Consider the following 20,099-nt stretch of genomic DNA (forward strand, 5'->3'; position numbering starts at 1 on the left):
CAGCGTACGCGGATCGCCTGAAAGAACAGGTTGCCTGATTTTACGACTGCTTCGCAGCCGAACGCAGCCTCGCGGGCTCGGCAGCTGCTACAGGGCGGTGTTTTACTGGTCAAAAAACACTCAGTCCTTTGCAGGCTATATGCAGCATGGCCTGTAGGTCCTTTCACTCAGGTTATCCACAGGCCGTTCCACAGGCATTGTGGGTAAAGCATCCACATCTCAGTGACAACCTGATGACTGCCAGACCCGTTGCGCGCTGTGATGGAGGATGCCATGGCGTCGCGCCAGGGCCTGGCGGTCCTTGCTGTAGCCGCCGCCGATCACCCCGACCACCGGAATATCGCGCCCCAGGCAATGGCGCAGTACGCTTTCGTCGCGGGCGGCGACGCCTTCATCGGTCAGTTTCAGGTAGCCCAGTGCGTCGTCTTTATGCACATCGACACCGGCGTCATACAGCACCAGATCGGGCTGATAGAGCTGCAGCAGGTAATTCAGCGCGTCATCGACGACTTTCAGGTAATCCTCGTCGCCCATGCCCATGGGTAGCGGAATGTCCCAGTCGCTTTTGGCTTTGCGTGCGGGAAAGTTCTTTTCGCAGTGCAGGGAAACCGTCACCGCATCCGGGGTATGTTCCAGTATGCGTGCGGTCCCATCGCCTTGATGCACGTCGCAATCGAAGATCAGCACCCGACCGACGCGACCGCTTTCCAGCAGGTAATGGCTGATCACCGCCAGGTCATTGAAGATGCAGAAGCCTGCCGGGTGATCGTAATGGGCGTGATGCGTGCCGCCGGCCAGATGGCAGGCCATGCCGTGTTCCAGCGCCAGTTCCGCAGCCAGCAATGAGCCGCCGACCGCGCGCACGGTGCGTCGGGCCAGCGCTTCGTTCCACGGCAGGCCGAGCCGCCGTTGGTCTTCGCGGGACAACTCGCCACCCATATAGCGTTCGATATACGCGGGGTCATGGGCGAGGGCGAGAATCTCGTTTGGGCAGATTTCCGGGCGCCGCAACTGGTGATCAGTGGTCAGGCCGGTGTCCACCAAGTGATCGCGTAGCAGTCGGAACTTGTCCATGGGAAAGCGATGTTCCGCCGGGAACTCGGGGCTGTAGTCTTCGTGGTAAATCAGCGGCAGTGACATGGCGATTTCATGGAGTGAATGAGTGAAGGATCCTACCAGCGATGTAGACTTGTTTGCAGGGGAACGGAGGGGGAACGATGGAGCCGATACTGCAACTCGAGAGTGCGCGGCTGTTGATGCGCCAATGGCGCGATGAGGATTTGCCGGCGTTTGCGGCGATGTGCGCCGACCCACAGGTCATGCGCTACTTTCCGGCGCCCTTGAGCCGTCTGGAAAGTGCGGCATTGATCGGGCGAATCCGTGGTCATTTCGCTGAACATGGTTTCGGTTTCTGGGCGCTGGAGCGCAAGGACACCGGCGCGTTTATCGGTTTTACCGGATTGGCGGTGGTCGGGTTCGAGGCTTCTTTCACCCCGGCGACTGAAATCGGCTGGCGCCTGGCCCGTGAGCACTGGGGGCTGGGTTACGCCAGTGAAGCGGCCTGGACCGCTCTGCGTTGCGGCTTTGACCGTTTGGCGCTGGACGAAGTCGTGGCGTTTACCACCGAAGCCAACCTGCCGTCGCAGAAAGTCATGCAAGCCATTGGCATGCATCACGACCCCGCGGCGGATTTCGAGCACCCCAAACTGGCGGCCGATCATCCGCTGCGCCGCCACGTGCTGTACCGCATCACCCGCGAGCAATGGTTGGAAACCTTGCATGGATAAGCTGGCCGGGATGTTTACAATGGGCTCATGGTTGGCCCTGGCCACTATCTGAATCGACCGCGCAGCCAAGACTGCGCGGCATTGCTCTGTGTGAGGAGAGTCTGAATGAGCCATGTGTTGGATGATCTGGTCGACTTGCTGACCCTGGAACCGATCGAAGAAAACCTGTTTCGCGGTCGCAGCCAGGACCTGGGTTTTCGTCAGCTGTTCGGCGGCCAGGTGTTGGGCCAGTCCCTTTCCGCGGCCAGCCAGACGGTCGAAGACGCGCGCCATGTGCATTCGATGCACGGTTATTTCCTGCGTCCGGGCGATGCGGGTATGCCGGTTGTCTACCAGGTGGATCGGGTGCGCGATGGCGGTAGCTTCAGCACTCGCCGCGTGACGGCGATCCAGAAGGGCAACCCGATCTTCACCTGCAGCGCATCGTTCCAGTACGACGAAGAAGGCTTCGAACACCAGACCGCGATGCCGCAAGTGGTCGGTCCGGAAAACCTGCCATCGGAGCTGGAAATCACCCAGCAACGCGCGCATTTGATTCCCGAGCACATGCGCGAAAAGCTGCTGTGCCCAAAGCCGATCGAAGTCCGCCCGGTGACGGAGAAAGACCCGTACAACCCGCAACCGGCCGACCCGATCAAGTACGTCTGGTTTCGCGCCGACGGTGCGTTGGCCGACTCGCCAGCGCTGCATAAATACCTGCTGGCCTATGCCTCCGATTTCGGTTTGCTGACCACCTCGATGTTGCCGCACGGCAAGTCGGTCTGGCAGAAAGACATGCAAGTCGCCAGCCTCGACCACGCGTTGTGGTTCCACGCCGACCTGCGCGCCGATGACTGGTTGCTGTACGCCATGGATAGCCCATGGGCCGGCAATTCTCGCGGCTTCTCACGCGGCAGTGTGTTCAACCGCGCCGGCAAGCTGGTGGCGTCGGTGACGCAGGAAGGCCTGATTCGTCATCGCAAGGATTGGGCATGAGTCTCTCCGAGGTACGGCATTGGGTGTTCGACATGGACGGCACGCTGACCGTGGCCGTGCACGATTTCGTGGCGATTCGCCAGGCGCTGGCGATTCCCGCTGAACACGACATCCTCACCCACCTCGCGGCTCTGCCGGCCGATGAAGCTGCGGCGAAACACGCCTGGTTGCTGGAGCATGAACGGGACCTGGCCTTGGGCTCCAAACCGGCACCCGGTGCGGTGGAACTGGTGCGTGAACTGGCTGGGCGCGGCTATCGTCTTGGCATCCTTACGCGCAATGCTCGCGAGCTGGCGCATGTCACGCTTGAGGCGATCGGCCTGGCTGACTGCTTTGCGGTGGAGGACGTGCTGGGCCGTGATGAAGCACCGCCTAAACCGCATCCGGGTGGTCTGCTGAAGCTGGCCGAAGCCTGGGACGTAGCGCCGAGCGAGCTGGTGATGGTCGGTGATTATCGCTTTGACCTGGATTGCGGGCGCGCGGCGGGCGCACGGACGGTGCTGGTAAATATGCCGGAGAATCCATGGCCGGAATTGGCCGACTGGCATGCGCGCGATTGTGTGGTGTTGCGGCAGATGTTGTCGGCTTGAGGGATTTGTTGTCTGGTTAACCGCTATCGCGAGCAAGCTCGCTCCCACATTTGATCTTCACACGATCCCCTGTGGGAGCGAGCTTGCTCGCGATGGGGCCCTTTCAGGCGACACACTTCCAGCTACTGAAACAACGCCTTCTGCCCCTCGGGCGAGGTGAACATCTTGTCCCCGTTATGCCCGACACCGGGCACCTCAATCAGCCGCTGATTCAGCCCTTCGGGATGGCGCTGCTGCAAGTAGTCGAAGTACCGATGCCCACGAACCAGCCGAGACGCGCCTTGCGTCTCCGCAGCGCAGCTTCTGTCGAGTGCCGGATGATGCGGGTTGGTGTCTCGCTGACCGAGCAAATAGGTGATGTTGCGCTGTACGTAGCCTTGCTCCAGCTGCTGCGGCGTTTGCCCGTTGGCGTAGTCCGGCAGTTTCAGCAGTCCGTACTTCCAGTCGTTGAAGCCGGGGCAGCGCGCGGCATTGAACGGCACCGGCCGCTGCTCATCGAAATACGCATACGAAGACGGGTTGGCGATCACGTAGCGCACGCTGACGCCCGCCGCTTGCAGTGCCGGCTGATCGTGGCCGAGCAGTGCATAACGTTGCACCACTTGTGCGCCACCGGAATGGCCGGCGATGACGACTTCTTTCAGGGTTGGAAACTGCTGGCGATCGCTCAGGCGTTCCAGAATCTTGTCGAGCACCGCATAAGAGCTCAGCGGATTCGCTCCGATGGACAGTTCGCCAGCCATCCAGTCATCACCGCGCCAATGCAGCAGGCTGTCGGGCAATTGATGGCGAACGATGTCAGTTTCGTTGAGAAACTGCGGTGCGATCACCAGGGTGGTTGCGCTTTGTCCGGCCTGCTCGGCAGCTTTTTCCGCGCTCTGGCGGTAGGTTTCGGCGTTGCGCAAGCGCCCGTGAATCACGATCAGTACACGTTGGATTTGCGGTGACGACTGACTCACGCCAACCGCCAGCTCGGCGTCGCCCAGGTTCAGGCGACCGGGGCTGATGACCTTGACCGCATGCTCGGCAGCCAGCAGGTTGGTGCTATCGAATAACAGCGCGAATACCAGCAGCCAGCGCGCGTGCATTTAGAGGTTCTTCGTCGCGAAGGTGTCGCATTGACTGACCTGGCCCTGGGCGAAGCCGGTCTTGAACCAGCGAACCCGTTGCGCCGAGGTGCCGTGAGTAAACGAGTCCGGGACCACGCGGCCCTGACCCTGTTGCTGCAAACGGTCATCGCCGATGGCATTGGCGGCGTTCAAGGCTTCTTCGACGTCGCCCGGCTCCAGCCAGTTCAGGCGCTTTTGCGCGTTGTTGGCCCAGACACCGGCCAGGCAATCGGCCTGCAATTCCTGACGTACCAGCAGACCTCCGTCACCTTCCATGCGCTGACCTCGTTGACGTGCGGCCTGGATCTTGGCAGATACGCCGAGCAAGGTTTGCACATGATGACCGACCTCGTGAGCAATCACGTAAGCCTGGGCGAAATCGCCGGCGGCACCAAAACGCTGGGACATTTCCTGGAAGAAACTCATGTCCAGATACACCCGCTGATCTGCCGGGCAGTAGAACGGACCGGTCGCCGAGGTAGCGCCGCCGCAGGCCGAATTGACCCGCCCGTTGAACAGCAGCAGTTTGGGCGCCGAGTACTGGCGACCGGCTTGCTGGAAGATCTGGCCCCAGGTGTCTTCGGTGTCGCCGAGGATCCGCGCGACAAACTCGGCCTGTTGATCATTGGCTGGCGGCGCCTTGCGGGTTTGCACGGTTTGCGTGGTAGCCGGAGCCGATTGTTGGTCCATCTGCCCGACCAGTTGTCCGAGAATCTGCATCGGGTCTTGCCCGGTGATCCAGCCGATACCGACGATCAGCACAATGGCCGTCAAGCTCAGCCCCTTGCCACCACCAAAACGCATCCCACCGCCGCCACCGCCAACATCCTCATCGCGAGCATCCACCACGTTGTCGCTGCGGCGGCCTTTTTTCCATAGCATGTGGGAATCCTCTGTTTGCGCGTGGTGATGAGTGTCGCTGGTGAGTGGGATAGTCGCCAGTCCGGTCGTCAGACTATGCCCGGCGATGGGTTACAGGCGCGTTGCGGCGAACGTGTCGCACTGCTCAAACCGGCCTTCATTGAAGCCGGTCTTGAACCAGTGAGCACGTTGCGCCGAGGTGCCGTGAGTGAAGGTCTCAGGCATCACGCTGGCTGTTTGGTTCCCTTGTCGGTAGTCATCACCGAACACCGCAGCAGCCTGCAATGCCTCTTCGAGATCGCCGGGCTCCAGCCAGTTCAGACGCTTTTGCGCGTGATGCGCCCAGACACCCGCCAGGCAATCGGCTTGCAGCTCTGATCGCACTTCCAGGCCGTTTTCGCCGACGACAGTTTGACCGGCGTTCAGTGCGTCCTCGAACGGCTGCGACAAGCCCAGTTGCAGTTGCACGTGATGACCGACTTCATGGGCGATCACATACGCTTGGGCGAAGTCACCGACCAACGAAAAACGCTGCGACATATCATGAAAAAACACCAGGTCCAGATACACCTGCTGGTTCTCCGGACAATAAAACCGTCCGCTGGCAGAGGAGGTAAAACCACAGGCTGATGCCACGCCATGATCGAAGAGGGTCAGGGTCGGTTCGGGATATTGACGATTGAGTGGCTGGAAAATCTGCTTCCAGGTGTCCTCGGTGTCCCCGAGTATGGCGCGGATAAATGCCAGCTCCGGGTCTTCGACAGGCGTCGCGATAATACTGATCGGTGAGGAATGGGGTGAATGAGGACTTTCGACAAGCGGCGTAAGGCTGATCAGTACGCCTACCCCCATTACAGTGGTGGCGCCGAGTATTACTCCGAGCTTTTTGCCAGGAGTGAACCGGGTTGCCGTGTCCTCACGGGTGTCCTGTACGTTGTCGCTGGGTTGGGCTTTGTTCCATAACATGTTGACGTTCCTTGTAGGTTGAGCGGCATTCATTGCCTCCACAATGGATAACAGTTATGGCGTGCAGCGGGCGCAGAAAAGTGTAAAGGCGCGTAAGACACCGCTGGCTGAGGCCGTAGCCTTTGCTTGTTTACGCACAGTCATGCACCAGCGATATGTCGCGCGGCAATGTAGCCGAAGGTCAACGCCGGACCAAGATTGATCCCGCCGGCGGGGTAGTAGCCGCCCATGATGCTGGCCATATCGGTGCCCGCGGCGTAGAGACCGTGGATGGCTTGCCCATCGCCGTCGAGTACTTGCGCGTGTTGATTGACCTTCAGCCCGGCGAATGTGCCGAAGCAGCCTGGCTGGACTTTGACGGCGTAGAACGGACCTTTGTCGATCGGCGCGACGCAGGGGTTGGGTTGCTGGAGTGGATCGCCTTGCTTGCGGTTATAAGGTGTGGAGCCACGACCGAACTGCGGGTCTTCACCTTTTCGCGCATGGTGGTTGTAGTGCGACACGGTGGTTTCCAGCGCGCTGGCGTCGATGCCACAGGCAAGAGCCAGTTCTTGAATCGTGTTGCCGGTTTTCAGGTAGCCGCTGCGAATGAACGGCGTGACGGGTAACGGGAAGGGGCGGGAAATTCCCAGGCCATAACGACGTTGAAAGTGATGGCTGCAAATCAGCCAGGAGGCGACTTCTTCATCGGCCGGGGCGGCGGCGACCATTGCCGTGACGTAATCGTAGTAACCGTTGGCTTCGTTGACGAAGCGCTGGCCATTGCGCAGCACGCCGATGATTCCCGGTTTGCCACGCTCGATGATGTGCGGGAAGTGACCGAGGCTGCCGTCCTTGTAGGGCACCTGCGAAACCGGCGCCCAGGCCACCGGTGATTCGAGGTCGGTCTTTACTTGACCGCCGACGCTTTCGCCCAGCCGCAGGCCATCGCCCGAGGCGCCGAGAGGCGGTAGCGCCAGATGCTCAGCACCGGTGGGCGTGCGTGGGAACAATGCCTTGCGCCGTTCGATATCGTTTGGAAAACCACCAGCCGCCAGCACCACGGCTTGGCGTGCGCGGATCTGGATAGCACCTTTGGCGCTGTGGATTACCGCGCCGCTGACCCGGTTGCCGTCACGCAGCAGTTCGGTGACAGGTGCTGACGCCCAGAGCAGAACGCCGAGGTCTTCAGCCGATTTTGCCAAACGCGCCACCAGTGCCACGCCATTGACCAGTTGCATCGCGCGACCGTGTAGCGCGAGGTCGAGCAGGTGTCGGCTGAAACGCCGGGTCACGTGCCAGAACGCGGACAAAGAACGGGTCAGATTGAGGAACGCTGACAGGTCGGCGCCGGCCATGATCGGCATGCCCATGAACGAGGTTTCACGCATCGTTGTTCGTAACCGCTTGAGCAACGTGCCGACCTTGCGTGCGTCGTAAGGCGCGGCGATCACCGAGCGTCCGCCAGTTCCGGCGCCCGGTGTGTCGCCATGAATATCGGCGATGCCGTTGCCGTCGGCAAATTGCAGCGAGGTGTGCTCCTCAAAGAACGCGACCATGCGCGGGCCGGCTTCGAGGAAAGCGTCGATCAGCGCCGGTTCATAGCGTTCGCCGAGCTCGTGCTTGAGGTAGGTGCGCGGCAGGTCGATGTCTTCAATGATGCCGGCGCGCCGGGCCAGCGGATTGCACGGCACCCACGCCCAGCCACCGGACCAGGCCGTGGCGCCGCCGAACACCGGATCCTTTTCCACGACGATCACCTTGAGCCCGTGCCAGGCAGCGGTGACGGCGGCGGACAAACCCGCCGCACCGGAGCCGACAATCAACACATCGCAGTCGACTGCAGGGGGACAAGTGGATTTGGCAGGCATGCTGGCTGACTCCGGCAATATTGTTATTTTGGAATTTAATTCCAAAAAATATACGTAGCCGATTTTGAAACGACAAGACTGTCCCGGCGCAAAGCGCTATTTGCGGGCGGTTATCGGACACTGCAGTTCCACATTTCGCATTCACCCGGTTGTCTTCTAGAATCGGCCAAATTTCATCTGGAGTCCCACCATGGCCGGCAGTCAAATCGAACGTGTCTTCAGTGTTCTGGAAAGTCTTACCAGTGATCCGCGAGGCTTGCCGATGCAGGTGCTGGCCGAGCAACTGGAGATCCCGAAAAGCGCAACGCACCGCTTGCTCGCGGAGCTGATCCGCCTGGGTTACGTGCGGCAGAATCCGGACAATTTGCGTTATCACCTGTCGACCAAACTGGTTGCCATGGGTTTTCGTTACCTGTCGAGCAGCGGTGCGGATATCGTCCAGCCGGTGCTTGATCGGTTGGCCCAGGAAACCGGCGAGCTGGTGCGATTGGGTGTGATCGAGGGCGAGCGTCAAACCTGGATCGCCAAGTCTCAGGGCGCGCGTTCCGGTTTGCGTTATGACCCGGACATGGGCCGCGATGCGCCGTTGTTCTACACCGCGTCGGGGCACGCGTGGCTGGCCTGCCTCAGTGATGCCGAGGCCTTGTCACTGGTGGAACGGCAAGCGGTGGATATGCCGCTGGAGTTGGGACCGAATGCACCGCGCTCCAACATCGAACTGCTCGAGCGCCTGCGCCTGGCCCGCGAACACGGCTATGCCTGGGTTCAGGAAAGCTCGGCGGTCGGCACCTCGGCAATCGCCGCGGTGGTGCGTCATCCGGTGGATGGGCGGGTGGTCGGCGTGCTCAGTGTCGCCGGGCCGAGTGCGCGGTTGCCCGAGTCGCGACTGCATGAACTGGCGCCGTTGTTGCTGCAATTTGCTCAGGAGCTGTCGGTGGCGAGTCAGGCCTCGGAGCTGTTCAACTGATCGCCATATCCCCCCTGTGAAGCAAAGCTGTGCGCTGTTCGAACACTATTGGCGTTTCCTTGTGTGATAAATTGGAATCGAGTTCTAGATTATTGGAATTCGATGTCCTGACAATAATCACAAGAGGATTGCACTGTGAGTTCGCCACTTCGCATCGCGCTGATCGGTGCTGGCAATATGGGCCAGCAGCATTACCAGCATCTCAAGACCCTGAATGAGGCGACCTTGTGCGCAGTGGCCGATCCTGGTCCGCAAGCCGCCGAGATCGCGGCCGAGTGGGGCGTGCCGTATTTCGCCGATCACCGGGCACTGCTGGAACAGCTCAAACCGGACGCCGTCATTGTTGCCAACCCGAACAACCTGCACGTGAGTACGGCGCTCGATTGCCTGGCCGCTGGCGTGCCGGTGCTGCTGGAGAAACCGGTAGGCGTGCACCTGGATGAAGTGCGCACACTGGTGGCCGCGTCGACAGCTACTGGCGTGCCGGTTCTGGTCGGTCATCATCGTCGGCACAATCCGCTGATCGCCCGCGCCCATGAGCTGGTGCGCAGCGGGACACTGGGGCAACTGACGATGGTCACCGCGCTCTGGCAGGTGCGCAAACCCGACAGTTATTTCGAGATTCCCTGGCGCCGCGAGGCCGGTGCCGGGATGTTGCTGACCAACCTGATTCACGACCTCGATCTGCTGCGCCACTTGTGCGGTGAAGTGCGTCAGGTACAGGCCATTACCAGCAATGCGGTGCGCGGGTTTGCCAATGAAGATTGCGCGGCGGTGTTGCTGCAATTCGACAACGGGGCGCTGGGCAGTCTGACCGGCTCCGACGCGGTGGCGGCACCCTGGAGCTGGGAGCTGGACTCGGGAGAAAACCCGGTTTACCCACTTCAAGCTGACCAGCCGTGCTACCTGCTGGCCGGGACCGCTGGCGCACTGAGTATTCCGCAGCTCAAGCGCTGGCATTACGCCGAAGCGGACGCCGGTTGGCATCACCCCTTGCAGACCGTTCAGGAATCTTTCAACGCTGATGAAGCGCTGCGCCTGCAATTGCAGCATTTCGTAAGGGTGGCCCGAGGTGAGGCGAAGCCGCTGGTGAGTGTCGCTGACGCGGCCCGAACGCTAGCGCTGATCGAAGCCATACGCGAGGCCGCTGCCAGCGGTCGCGCCTGCGTTCCGGCACGGATCGAGGAGTGAACATGAGCGAGCGTATTTTCTCCCTGGCCAGCCTGACCGTTCTTGAATTGTCGCCGCCGGAGATCATCGAGGTGGCGGCGCGTGCCGGGTATAGCCATGTCGGGCTGCGACTGGTTCCGGCCACCCCCGAGGAGCATCATTTCCCGCTGATGGCCGATGCACAGTTGTGGCAACAGACGCGGGCGCGGCTGCGTGACACCGGCATTCAAGTGCTGGATATCGAAATTCTGCGATTGAAAGCCGAAACCCGAGTGGCGGATTTCGAGGCGGTCCTGGCGGCCGGCGCAGAGCTCGGTGCCAGTGAATTACTGGTAGCCGGTAATGATCCTGACGAGCAGCGGCTCACCGAGAATTTTGCCGCACTCTGCGATCTGGCGGCAGGTTACGGTTTGCACAGCCATCTGGAGTTCATGCCCTGGACCGATGCGCGCAACCTTGAGCAGGCCGTGCGTATTGTTGAAAACGCTGATCACGAATACGGTGGCGTACTGGTGGATGCTTTCCATTTCGACCGCTCGGCTTCGCGTCTGGAAGACCTGGCCAGGGTCGCGCCGTCACGCCTGCGTTATGCACAGCTGTGCGATGTGGCAGGACCCAGGCCTACAGACATGCAGGAGATTTTGCGTCAGGCTCGCAACGAGCGGCGTTTCCCTGGCGAAGGGGATTGCGACCTGCTTGGGTTATTGAGGTGTTTGCCGGTCAATCTGCCATTGAGCCTGGAAGTGCCGGCCGTGCAGTTGCAACGGCAGGGCGTGAGTGCCTTGCAGCGGGCGCAGATGGCGTTGGACAAGACGCGTGCGTTGTTGACGCTGATTTAAGCGATGCTTTTCAGGTCCTTCAACCTTCGGGATTTCCCATGACTGTATCGAGCACTCCGCTTTCCGGTATCAATCAGCCCTTCAAAGGCATCCTGTTGATCGTTGTTGCGACCTTCCTGTTTTCCACTCACGACGCCTTGTCCAAATACCTGTCGGGTTTCTATCCGGTGATCATGGTGGTGTGGGCGCGTTATCTGGTTCACACGCTATTGATGGCCGGGATTTTTCTGCCGCAATCGGGCTTGCGTGTCCTGCGCACGAAACGCCCGTTGCTGCAGTTGCTGCGGGCGTTGTGCTTGCTTGGCACCAGCCTGTTGTTCACCACAGGCCTGTTGTTCATCCCGTTGGCGGAAGCCACCGCGGTCAACTTTCTCGCGCCGGTGTTGGTGACCGCGTTGTCGGTGCCCTTGCTCGGTGAGCGGGTGACGCGGGGGCAATGGCTGGCGGTGATTTGCGGGTTTATCGGCGTGTTGATCATCGTCCACCCCGGCGGCGATTTGTTCACTCCGGCAGTGTTGCTGCCGTTCTGCTCGGCGTTGTTCTTCTGCTTTTACCAACTGCTGACGCGAAAACTCAGCGAGATCGACAGCCCGACCACCAGTAACTTCTTTGCCGGTTTGTGCAACACCCTGGTCATGAGCGCTCTGGTGCCGATGTTCTGGCAAGTGCCGAGTTTGACTCATGGCCTGTTGATGCTGGCGCTGGGTAGCTGCGGGATGACCGCGCATCTGTTGCTGACTCAGGCTTTCCGGCATGCCGCACCGGCACTGCTGGCGCCTTTTGGTTACTGCCAGATCGTGTTTGCCGGACTGCTCGGCTGGTTGCTGTTTTCCCACACACCGAGCCTGACCACTGTGATTGGCATCGTGATCATTTGCCTCAGCGGTCTGGCGGCGGCCTGGCAACAGCGCAGAAGCTGATTGCGCTCAAAACCTGAAACGCACCACCAGGTTCTGCAAACCGGCCGCCAGTTGCGACAACTCCTGACTGGTGGCGCTGGTCCGGGTCGATGCGTCGGCGCTGGCCAGCGACAGGTCGCGGATGTTCAGCAGGTTGCGGTCTACCTCTCGGGCCACTTGAGCCTGCTCTTCCGAGGCGCTGGCGATCACCAGATTGCGCTCGTGGATCTGCTCCATGGCGCGGGTGATTTGCGCCAGGGCCACACCGGCCTGTTCGGCGATCGACAAAGTCTGGGCCACCCGCTGGCTGTTGCCGTGCATCGATAGCACCACACTGTCGGTGTCGCCCTGAACCCGGGCGATCATCTGCTCGATTTCCCGGGTCGACTGCTGGGTGCGGTGGGCCAGGGCTCGCACTTCATCGGCGACCACGGCAAACCCGCGCCCAGCTTCCCCGGCTCTTGCGGCCTCGATGGCGGCGTTGAGGGCCAGCAGGTTGGTTTGTTCGGCAATAGCGCGGATGACGTCCAGTACTTTGCCGATTTCCCGAGATTGTTCGGCCAGGGTCTGAACCTGTTGCAGCGCGGTGCCGACATCGGCACTCATGGCCTGGATCGAATCGAGGGTCTCGATCACTCGCGCCTGGCCCTGAGTGGCCTCTAGCGTCGACTGGCGCGTGGTGTCCGAGGTCGAGACCGCGTTGCGCGCCACTTCTTCGACGGCGGCGGTCATTTCGTTGACCGCCGTGGCGGCCTGCTCGATTTCGTTGTGCTGCTGTTGCAAGCGATTGGAGTCCTGCCCGGTGTTCTGGCTCATCTGCTGTGCCGCACCGTTCAGTTGGTTCGACGTACCGCTGATCAGCTGCAGGGTATCGCGCAGGCTGTTCTGCATGCTGGCCAGAGCCCTGAGAAGACGGGCGGTTTCATCGGGCCCCTGGCTGTGGATCGGCGTACTCAGGTCACCGTCAGCGACCTGCTCGGCCACACGCACAGCCTGACGGATGGGCACGACGATGCTGCGGATCAGTAGCCAGGCCAGGCATAAGGTCAGCAGGGCAACAGCGATCAGTGCGCCGATCACGGTCATTTTTACCTGGGTGTAAAGCCAATCGGCATGGCTGGCCGATTGGCTGACTTCGCTGGCGGTGAGGTTCATCAGCTCGGTGAATTGATCGCCGGTCCGGGTCGAGTAATCCTGGATTTTTCCGTTGAGCAGCGCGCTCATTTCCTCGCTGCGGTTTTGCCGGGACAGTTCTTCGTATTGATCCAGTGCCTGTCGGTAGCTCTTTACAGTGCTGACAAAGGTTTCGTACTGCACGCGGTTGTAGTCGTCGACCAGGGGCGCGAATCTGGTCAGCGTTTGCTCAAGCCAGCCTTCCACCTGATGCAGGCGGGCGATAGTGGCATCGAGTACTTTCGGCTCGCGGTTGAGCGCCATGCGCAGGCTGAGCACGCGAATGCTCAGAATGTAGTCACGGATTTCCCCCAGGTAGCGTGTGCTGGGCAGGGAGACGTTTTCGGTGTGCTGGCCGGTGGCGCGTACTTCGGCCACCTGCTTGAGGGCAAACAGTCCTTGCAACAACACCAGCAGGGCGATTAGGCCGAAGCTGATCAGCGCACGTTTGGCGATGCTCAGGTTACCCAGAGACATGGTATGAGCTCCGTGGACGGAAAAAAGGGGGGCGAAATCGGCAACCGTGCAAACAAAAAAAGCAGGCCTGGAACCAGGCCTGCGAAAGAGGAAGCGTCAGTTGTCGATTTTCGGAATCTTGCGCGGTGCCATGAAGTACAACCAGGTCAGCGCAATGAAGTACATCGCCGGAATCATGGTGAACAGCACGGTGTAGTTGTTATTGGTGATGGTCAGGATGTGCCCGACCAGTTGGGTCATGAACATCCCGCCAATGGCGGCGCACATGCCACCGAAACCGAACACCGTGCTCATCATGTGCTTGGGCGTGTAGTCCATCACCAGGCTCCAGATGTTTGCGGTCCAGGCCTGGTGCGCGCCGATGGCCAGCGAGATGGCAAACACGGCGACCCACAGGTTGCTGGAGCCGGCGGCCATGATCACGCCGATGATGCAGCAGGCGAACAGCAGCATCGACATCAACCGGGCCTTGATCGGGTTGACCCCGCGGCCGATCAGGAACGAGGACAGAATGCCGCCGCCGACGCTGCCGAAGTCGGCCGTCATATAGATGATGATCAGCGGAATACCCATTTGGGTCACGTTGATGCCCAGGTTGTATTGCTGGTTGAGGAACGGCGGCAGCCAGTACAGGTAGAACCAGAACACCGGTGCGGTGATCGAGTAGGCGAGGGCGAAGGCCCAGGTGCCGCGCATCCGAAGGATCCGTGAGAACGGCACGCGGGTTTGTTCCGGTTCGACTTCCTTCTGGATGTAGTCCAGTTCCGATTGCTTCACCGACGGGTGATCTTCCGGGTTGAAGTACTTCAAGCCCCAGAACAACAGCCAGATCCCGCCCAGTGCCGACATGCACAGGAACGCAGCTTGCCAGCCCCAGACGTGGAGGATCAGCGGCAGCAGCATCGGCGTGAACATGGCGCCGACGTTGGTCCCGGCATTGAAGATGCCAGTGGCCACGGCGCGCTCACCGGCAGGGAACCACAGCCGGGTGGTTTTCACGCAGGCCGGGTAGTTGGCGGCTTCGGTCAGCCCGAGGATAAAGCGGCAGACCATAAAGCCGACGGCCGAGGTTGCCAGGCCATGGGCGCCGGTCGCCAGGCTCCAGAGCAGCACCGCGCAGAAGAACACGCGCTTCACGCCGATCCGGTCGATCAGCCGGCCTTGCAGCACGAAGCCGACGGCGTAACCGACCTGGAACCAGAAGTTGATGTTGGCGTAATCCATCGCCGTCCAGCTCATTTCCTTGGCCAGGATCGGCTGCATGACGCCCAGTGCGGCGCGGTCGATGTAGTTCAGGGTGGTGGCGAAAAACACCAGCGCCAGCATGCCCCAACGGGTTTTGCCGACCGCCATGGCGCCACGGATTTTGTCGCCGATGCCGCCGGACGCGACACCCAGGCCTGAGGCCGTGCGGGCGCTTTCTGTATGAGAGCTCTGAGAAGGAATCATCTGTGCCATCCGTTCAATGACTGACAAGCAAGGCTCGTCGGGACTTCATGGGCGCGTGATCAATCGTCGGGGTGCGCGGATGCGCAGGGGAAAACAATGATTGATCGGCTGAGTGTTTGCGTTGGCTCAGTGTTGGCTGAGGCAACCAAAGCGCGTGTTCAGCATGCGGGCCGGGTTCGGTCGCGGGCGCCAGAAAGGTTCGAAGGCGGTTGGCGGTCGGGCGCCAGGCACGGGGAATGAAGGAGAGAGCAACGAAACAAGGCGTTGAATGCAAGCATGAGCGTGTACCCGATTTTTGAATTTTTTATGGTGTGTTCTGGGTCGTTGGTCACTTCGACCGGTGGTTCATGACCGGAATCGATGTGCTGCCGATGGTGCGCAGTGAGCGAAAAATCGTCAATTCGCCAACCGCCATTGTGTTCGATAATCGCACAGTAAACTAACCGGTTGGTACACTTTGAATTGCTGTAACGGATCGCTAAGCCAATAATTCGCCTCAAGTCAAACGCGATCCCTTGTAGCAGCTGGCGCAGCCGGCGTTCGGCTGCGAAGCAGTCGTAAATCCTGAATGCGCGGTCCTCCTGACTCACCGCATTGCCTGATTTCACGACTGCTGCGCAGCCGAACGCCGGCTGCGCCAGCTGCTACGAAAAGCCGTGTCGTGCCTCTAACAAGATCAGCCCATCCCACCGGGAGTCGAAACATGCAGCGTTCCATTGCCACCGTTTCCTTGAGCGGTACCCTGCCGGAAAAACTCGAAGCCATTGCCGCCGCGGGTTTCGATGGGGTGGAGATTTTCGAGAACGACCTGCTGTACTACGACGGCAGCCCGCGTGAAATTAAACAGATGTGCGCTGACCTCGGTATCGCCATCACTCTGTTTCAGCCCTTTCGTGATTTCGAAGGCTGCCGCCGTGACCGTCTGCCGCGCAACCTTGAGCGCGCCGAGCGCAAGTTCGACCTGATGCAGGAACTGGGCACCGATCTGGTGCTGGTGTGCAGCAATGCCTCAGCCGACAGTGTTGGCGATGAGCAGATTCTGGTCGATGATCTGCGACTGTTGGCCGAACGCGCCGGGGCTCGTGGCTTGCGGATCGGTTATGAGGCGCTGGCCTGGGGCCGGCATGTGAACACTTATCAACAGGTCTGGAATATCGTCCGCCAGGCGGACCATCCGAATCTGGGCGTGTTGCTGGACAGTTTTCATACCTTGTCGCTCAAGGGTGATCCACGGGCTATCGCGGATATTCCCGGCGAGAAGATTTTCTTTGTGCAAATGGCCGACGCACCGATCCTGGCGATGGACGTGCTGGAGTGGAGCCGACATTTTCGTTGCTTCCCCGGACAGGGCGAATTCGACTTGCCGGGTTTTCTCGCACCGATTATCCAGAGTGGTTACACCGGGCCGCTGTCGCTGGAAGTTTTCAACGACGGATTCCGCGCCGCGCCACCACGCGCCAATGCCGCCGATGGTCTGCGCTCCTTGCTGTATCTGGAAGAGAAGACCCGAGCGCGTTTGCAACAACAAGCAACGCCCACGCCGAACCTCGACATTTTGTTCGCCACGCCGCCGGCCAGTGAGTACGACGGCATCGAGTTTCTCGAGTTCGCGGTGGACGAAAGCCTCGGCGCCAAACTCTCGCATTGGCTGGAGCGACTGGGTTTCGTCAAGGCCGGTGAACATCGCTCCAAGAACGTTACGCTGCTGCGTCAGGGCGATATCAATCTGATCCTCAACTCTGAACCCTATTCGTTTGCCCACAGCTTTTTTGAAGCGCACGGGCCGTCATTGTGTGCGACCGCAGTGCGGGTCAAGGACAGCGCGAGTGCGTTGGCCCGAGCGGTGGCGTACAAAGGGCAACCCTATCGCGGACTGGTCGGCCCCAATGAACTGGAACTGGCGGCGGTCCGTGCGCCGGATGGCAGCCTGATTTATCTGGTGGATGAACACGCCGATGTCTACGGCACCGACTTCAGTCTGTATCCGACGGCCGCCACCGGGGGTGGACTGAAAAGGATCGACCACATGGCGATGGCGCTGCCGGCGGACAGCCTCGACAGTTGGGTGCTGTTCTACAAGAGCCTGCTGGATTTCGAGGCCGACGATGAAGTGGTGTTGCCGGATCCTTACGGCCTGGTGAAAAGCCGCGCGCTGCGCAGCCGTTGCAGCTCGATCCGTTTACCGCTGAACATTTCCGAGAACCGCAACACCGCGATCTCCCATGCCTTGTCCAGTTATCGCGGTTCCGGTGTGCACCACATTGCCTTTGACTGCGACGATATTTTCGCTGAAGTCAGTCGCGCCAAAGCCGCCGGCGTACCACTGCTGGACATCCCGCTCAACTATTACGATGACCTCGCGGCACGCTTTGATTTCGATGACGAGTTCCTCAGCGAGCTCGCCTATTACAACGTGCTGTATGACCGCGATGCCCAGGGCGGTGAGCTGTTTCATGTGTACACCGAGCCCTTTGAAGGGCGCTTCTTCTTCGAAATCATCCAGCGCAAAAACGGCTATGCCGGATATGGTGCGGCCAACGTCGCGGTGCGCCTGGCGGCGATGGCGAAATCACGCAGCGGAGGTGTGCGTCACGCCAAGTTGTAGGAAATTGGTAAACGCGGGGGTAAACGGCCGTGGCGAAGCTTCCTTCACTGCAGCGTGCGGCCCATAATCGCCAGCTGTGCAGTGAAGGCCATGAGCCCGGAATGAGAATGACCACAGAACTCACCGTCGCGCCCGACGAACCCTCGATCGAGCCGCGCAAGAGTCGCAAGAACAACCCGGAAAAGACCCGCGAGAACATTCTTCAAGAAGCCATTGTCGAGTTCGTCCAGCAGGGTCTGTCCGGTGCTCGTGTCGATGCGATCGCCGAGCGTATCCACACCTCGAAACGGATGATCTATTACTACTTCGGTAGCAAGGAACAGCTCTACGTCGAGGTGCTGGAGAAGCTTTACGGCGACATCCGCAGCACTGAAAGTCGCTTGCACCTGGCTGAGCTGGAACCGCGTGAGGCGATTCGGCGGCTGGTGGAATTCACCTTCGATCACCATGACCGCAACGTCGATTTTGTGCGCATCGTCAGCATCGAGAACATTCACAACGCCGAGTACGTGAAGCAGTCCGAAGCGATCAAGGCGATGAACAATACGATCCTCGATTCGCTGGGCGTGATTCTACGTCGTGGTGCCGAGGAGGGGGTGTTCCGTAGCGGGCTGGATCCGCTGGATGTGCACTTGTTGATCAGTTCGTTCTGTTTTTACCGGGTGTCGAACCGTCATACCTTTGGTGAGATTTTTCAGATCGACTTGCCGGACGAAACGATCAAGCAACGTCATCGCCAGATGATCTGCGAGTCAGTGCTGCGTTATTTGCAGGCCTGAAGACCGCAGCCCACAGATCGTTCCCACGCTCTGCGTGGGAATGCCTCACTGGACGCTCCGCGTCCGCTCTTGATGGTGACGCAGAGCGTCACGGGCTGCATTCCCACGCAGAGCGTGGGAACGATCAAGGCCGTGGTCGTCAACCATTCATGCTTTGAAAATGCTCCAGCATCCGCTGCGCATCCGGCGCCACGCCACTGAACAACTCAAAAGCCTTTACCGCCTGAAACACTGCCATGTTGCCGCCATCCAGAGTACGGCAGCCCAACGCACGGGCGTTGCGCAGCAGTTCGGTTTCCAGTGGAAAGTAAACAATCTCCGCGACCCACAACTCAGCCCGCAGCAACTCCACCGGCACTGGCATGCCGGGCAGTTTGGCCATACCCATCGGCGTGGTGTTCACCAGCCCATCGGCCTGCGCCAACGCACTCGGCAGATCGCTGCCGGCACAGGCCCGGCCGCTGCCGAAGTGCTGATTGAGGTTGTTCGCAAGGCTTTGCGCACGGCTGACGTCCACATCGAAAATACTCAATTGCTGCACACCTTCACTCAGCAGCGCATGGGCTACCGCAGCACCGGCACCACCGGCACCCATTTGAACGACGCGCTCGCGGGCAGCCTCCTTCAAGCCCCGACGAAAACCTTCGGCAAAACCCAGGCAGTCGGTGTTGTGGCCGATGCGTTTTCCATCCTTGAGCACCACGGTGTTGACCGCACCAATGCCTCGGGCTTCAGGCGAGAGTTCGTCAAGCAGCGGGATGATCGCCTGCTTGCACGGAAAGGTGATGTTCAGGCCGGTGAAGTTCATCCGCTCGGCTGCCATCAGCAGGTCGGGGAGGGCACCGCTGTCGAGTTTCAGCTGATCGAGGTCAATCAACCGATAGAGATAGCGCAGGCCTTGGGCATCGCCCTCGCGCTCATGCAGCGCCGGGGTTCGCGACGCCTGGATACCAGCGCCGATGAGCCCGGCGAGTACCGTGTTGTTCTGCGACATGTGACTCACCCCTTCAAGCGATGGCTGAAATGCTCCAGCGCCAAGCGATAGCCGTGGCTACCGAATCCGCACAGGACGGCGGTGGCGATGGCCGACACGAACGAGTGATGTCGGAACGGCTCGCGAGCATGCACATTGGACAGGTGCACTTCGATCACCGGTAACTCGCTGGCGATCAGCGCGTCGCGGATCGCGACCGAGGTGTGCGTCCAGGCTGCCGGGTTGATCACGATCCCGGCACAACGACCGCGTGCCGAGTGAATCCAGTCGAGCAATTCGCCCTCGTGGTTGGTCTGGCGAAACTCCACTGCCAGGCCGAATTCTTCGGCAGCGCGCCCGCACAAGGCCGAAATGTCGGCCAGGGTTTCATGGCCATACGTCGCTGGCTCACGGGTACCAAGCAGATTCAGGTTCGGGCCGTTGAGCACCAGAACGATAGGGGACATCAGGGGCATCTCCATTGTTATTGTGGGCGTGGGTCGAGGGGGACCCGCCGGTGGAGATAAATTGTACTAGCTGGTTAATTTGGTCAATTGAAGCTGAGCGCCAAGCCTCGCAAGACGACAATAAGTGTTCGATGATCGGACAGTTGCAGGCGCCACCCACAAA

The 20,099-nt window shown here is 60.4% G+C and carries 18 protein-coding genes; 9 read left to right on the forward strand and 9 right to left on the reverse strand.

All coding sequences use genetic code 11. The features are described from left to right. Positions 1-219: 219 nt before the first annotated feature. Entirely contained in the window at positions 220-1,140 is a 921-nt protein-coding gene (locus AC1DIG_RS19165; protein ID WP_477768557.1) for a histone deacetylase family protein, read from the reverse strand. Between the two features lie 77 nt (positions 1,141-1,217). Between AC1DIG_RS19165 and AC1DIG_RS19170 the strand changes: the two genes are divergently transcribed. The 3 genes from AC1DIG_RS19170 to AC1DIG_RS19180 all read left to right on the forward strand — a co-directional run bounded on the left by AC1DIG_RS19170 (position 1,218) and on the right by AC1DIG_RS19180 (position 3,352). Next, positions 1,218-1,787, forward strand: a complete 570-nt coding sequence (locus AC1DIG_RS19170; RefSeq protein ID WP_477768558.1) for a GNAT family N-acetyltransferase — start codon at positions 1,218-1,220, stop codon at positions 1,785-1,787. A gap of 105 nt (positions 1,788-1,892) precedes the next feature. Further along, positions 1,893-2,762, forward strand: coding sequence for an acyl-CoA thioesterase II (gene tesB / locus AC1DIG_RS19175; RefSeq protein WP_054594173.1), 870 nt, complete (start codon positions 1,893-1,895; stop codon positions 2,760-2,762). Then, positions 2,759-3,352, forward strand: a complete 594-nt coding sequence (locus tag AC1DIG_RS19180; RefSeq protein WP_477768559.1) for an HAD family hydrolase — start codon at positions 2,759-2,761, stop codon at positions 3,350-3,352. The genes tesB and AC1DIG_RS19180 overlap by 4 nt, the downstream gene beginning before the upstream one ends. Positions 3,353-3,474: 122 nt before the next feature. On the opposite strand, the gene AC1DIG_RS19185 is transcribed toward AC1DIG_RS19180, so the two are convergent. From AC1DIG_RS19185 to AC1DIG_RS19200, 4 genes are all read right to left on the reverse strand, one after another. After that, the gene (locus AC1DIG_RS19185) at positions 3,475-4,440 is read right to left on the reverse strand and encodes an alpha/beta hydrolase (protein WP_477768560.1); all 966 of its coding nucleotides are present in this window, start codon (positions 4,438-4,440) and stop codon (positions 3,475-3,477) included. After that, positions 4,441-5,343, reverse strand: a complete 903-nt coding sequence (gene ypfJ / locus AC1DIG_RS19190) for a KPN_02809 family neutral zinc metallopeptidase (protein WP_477768561.1) — start codon at positions 5,341-5,343, stop codon at positions 4,441-4,443. 90 nt (positions 5,344-5,433) lie between these two features. Continuing rightward, a complete protein-coding gene (ypfJ, locus tag AC1DIG_RS19195; RefSeq protein ID WP_477768562.1) occupies positions 5,434-6,288 on the reverse strand; it encodes a KPN_02809 family neutral zinc metallopeptidase in 855 nt (284 codons plus the stop codon). A gap of 140 nt (positions 6,289-6,428) precedes the next feature. Then, the gene (locus AC1DIG_RS19200; protein ID WP_477768563.1) at positions 6,429-8,138 is read right to left on the reverse strand and encodes an FAD-dependent oxidoreductase; all 1,710 of its coding nucleotides are present in this window, start codon (positions 8,136-8,138) and stop codon (positions 6,429-6,431) included. 190 nt (positions 8,139-8,328) lie between these two features. Between AC1DIG_RS19200 and AC1DIG_RS19205 the strand changes: the two genes are divergently transcribed. The 4 genes from AC1DIG_RS19205 (at position 8,329) to AC1DIG_RS19220 (ending at position 12,034) form a co-directional block, all read left to right on the forward strand. Next, a complete protein-coding gene (locus AC1DIG_RS19205) occupies positions 8,329-9,105 on the forward strand; it encodes an IclR family transcriptional regulator (RefSeq protein WP_477768564.1) in 777 nt (258 codons plus the stop codon). Positions 9,106-9,240: 135 nt separating this feature from the next. After that, entirely contained in the window at positions 9,241-10,296 is a 1,056-nt protein-coding gene (locus AC1DIG_RS19210) for a Gfo/Idh/MocA family protein (protein WP_477768565.1), read from the forward strand. 2 nt (positions 10,297-10,298) lie between these two features. Further along, on the forward strand, positions 10,299-11,114 hold the full coding sequence (locus tag AC1DIG_RS19215) for a sugar phosphate isomerase/epimerase family protein (protein WP_477768566.1): 816 nt from the start codon (positions 10,299-10,301) through the stop codon (positions 11,112-11,114). A 38-nt stretch (positions 11,115-11,152) separates the two neighbouring features. After that, positions 11,153-12,034 (forward strand): DMT family transporter, encoded by an 882-nt coding sequence (locus AC1DIG_RS19220; protein WP_477768567.1) that lies wholly within the window; start codon positions 11,153-11,155, stop codon positions 12,032-12,034. Positions 12,035-12,040: 6 nt separating this feature from the next. Here AC1DIG_RS19220 and AC1DIG_RS19225 read toward each other — a convergent pair whose 3' ends face one another. Then, positions 12,041-13,663: a methyl-accepting chemotaxis protein gene (locus tag AC1DIG_RS19225; RefSeq protein WP_477768568.1), complete on the reverse strand. Its 1,623-nt coding sequence runs from the start codon at positions 13,661-13,663 to the stop codon at positions 12,041-12,043. Positions 13,664-13,759: 96 nt separating this feature from the next. Further along, a complete protein-coding gene (locus AC1DIG_RS19230; RefSeq protein ID WP_477768569.1) occupies positions 13,760-15,112 on the reverse strand; it encodes an MFS transporter in 1,353 nt (450 codons plus the stop codon). Between the two features lie 703 nt (positions 15,113-15,815). On the opposite strand from AC1DIG_RS19230, the gene quiC reads away from it, so the two are divergent. Beyond that, positions 15,816-17,717 (forward strand): 3-dehydroshikimate dehydratase QuiC, encoded by a 1,902-nt coding sequence (quiC, locus tag AC1DIG_RS19235; protein ID WP_477768570.1) that lies wholly within the window; start codon positions 15,816-15,818, stop codon positions 17,715-17,717. A gap of 101 nt (positions 17,718-17,818) precedes the next feature. Beyond that, a complete protein-coding gene (locus AC1DIG_RS19240; protein ID WP_477768571.1) occupies positions 17,819-18,496 on the forward strand; it encodes a TetR/AcrR family transcriptional regulator in 678 nt (225 codons plus the stop codon). Between the two features lie 139 nt (positions 18,497-18,635). Here AC1DIG_RS19240 and AC1DIG_RS19245 read toward each other — a convergent pair whose 3' ends face one another. Further along, entirely contained in the window at positions 18,636-19,490 is an 855-nt protein-coding gene (locus AC1DIG_RS19245; RefSeq protein WP_477768572.1) for a shikimate dehydrogenase, read from the reverse strand. Between the two features lie 5 nt (positions 19,491-19,495). Continuing rightward, entirely contained in the window at positions 19,496-19,936 is a 441-nt protein-coding gene (gene aroQ / locus AC1DIG_RS19250; RefSeq protein ID WP_477768573.1) for a type II 3-dehydroquinate dehydratase, read from the reverse strand. Between the last annotated feature and the right edge of the window lie 163 nt (positions 19,937-20,099).

The sequence above is a fragment of the Pseudomonas sp. 05N431 genome, from assembly GCF_056397005.1.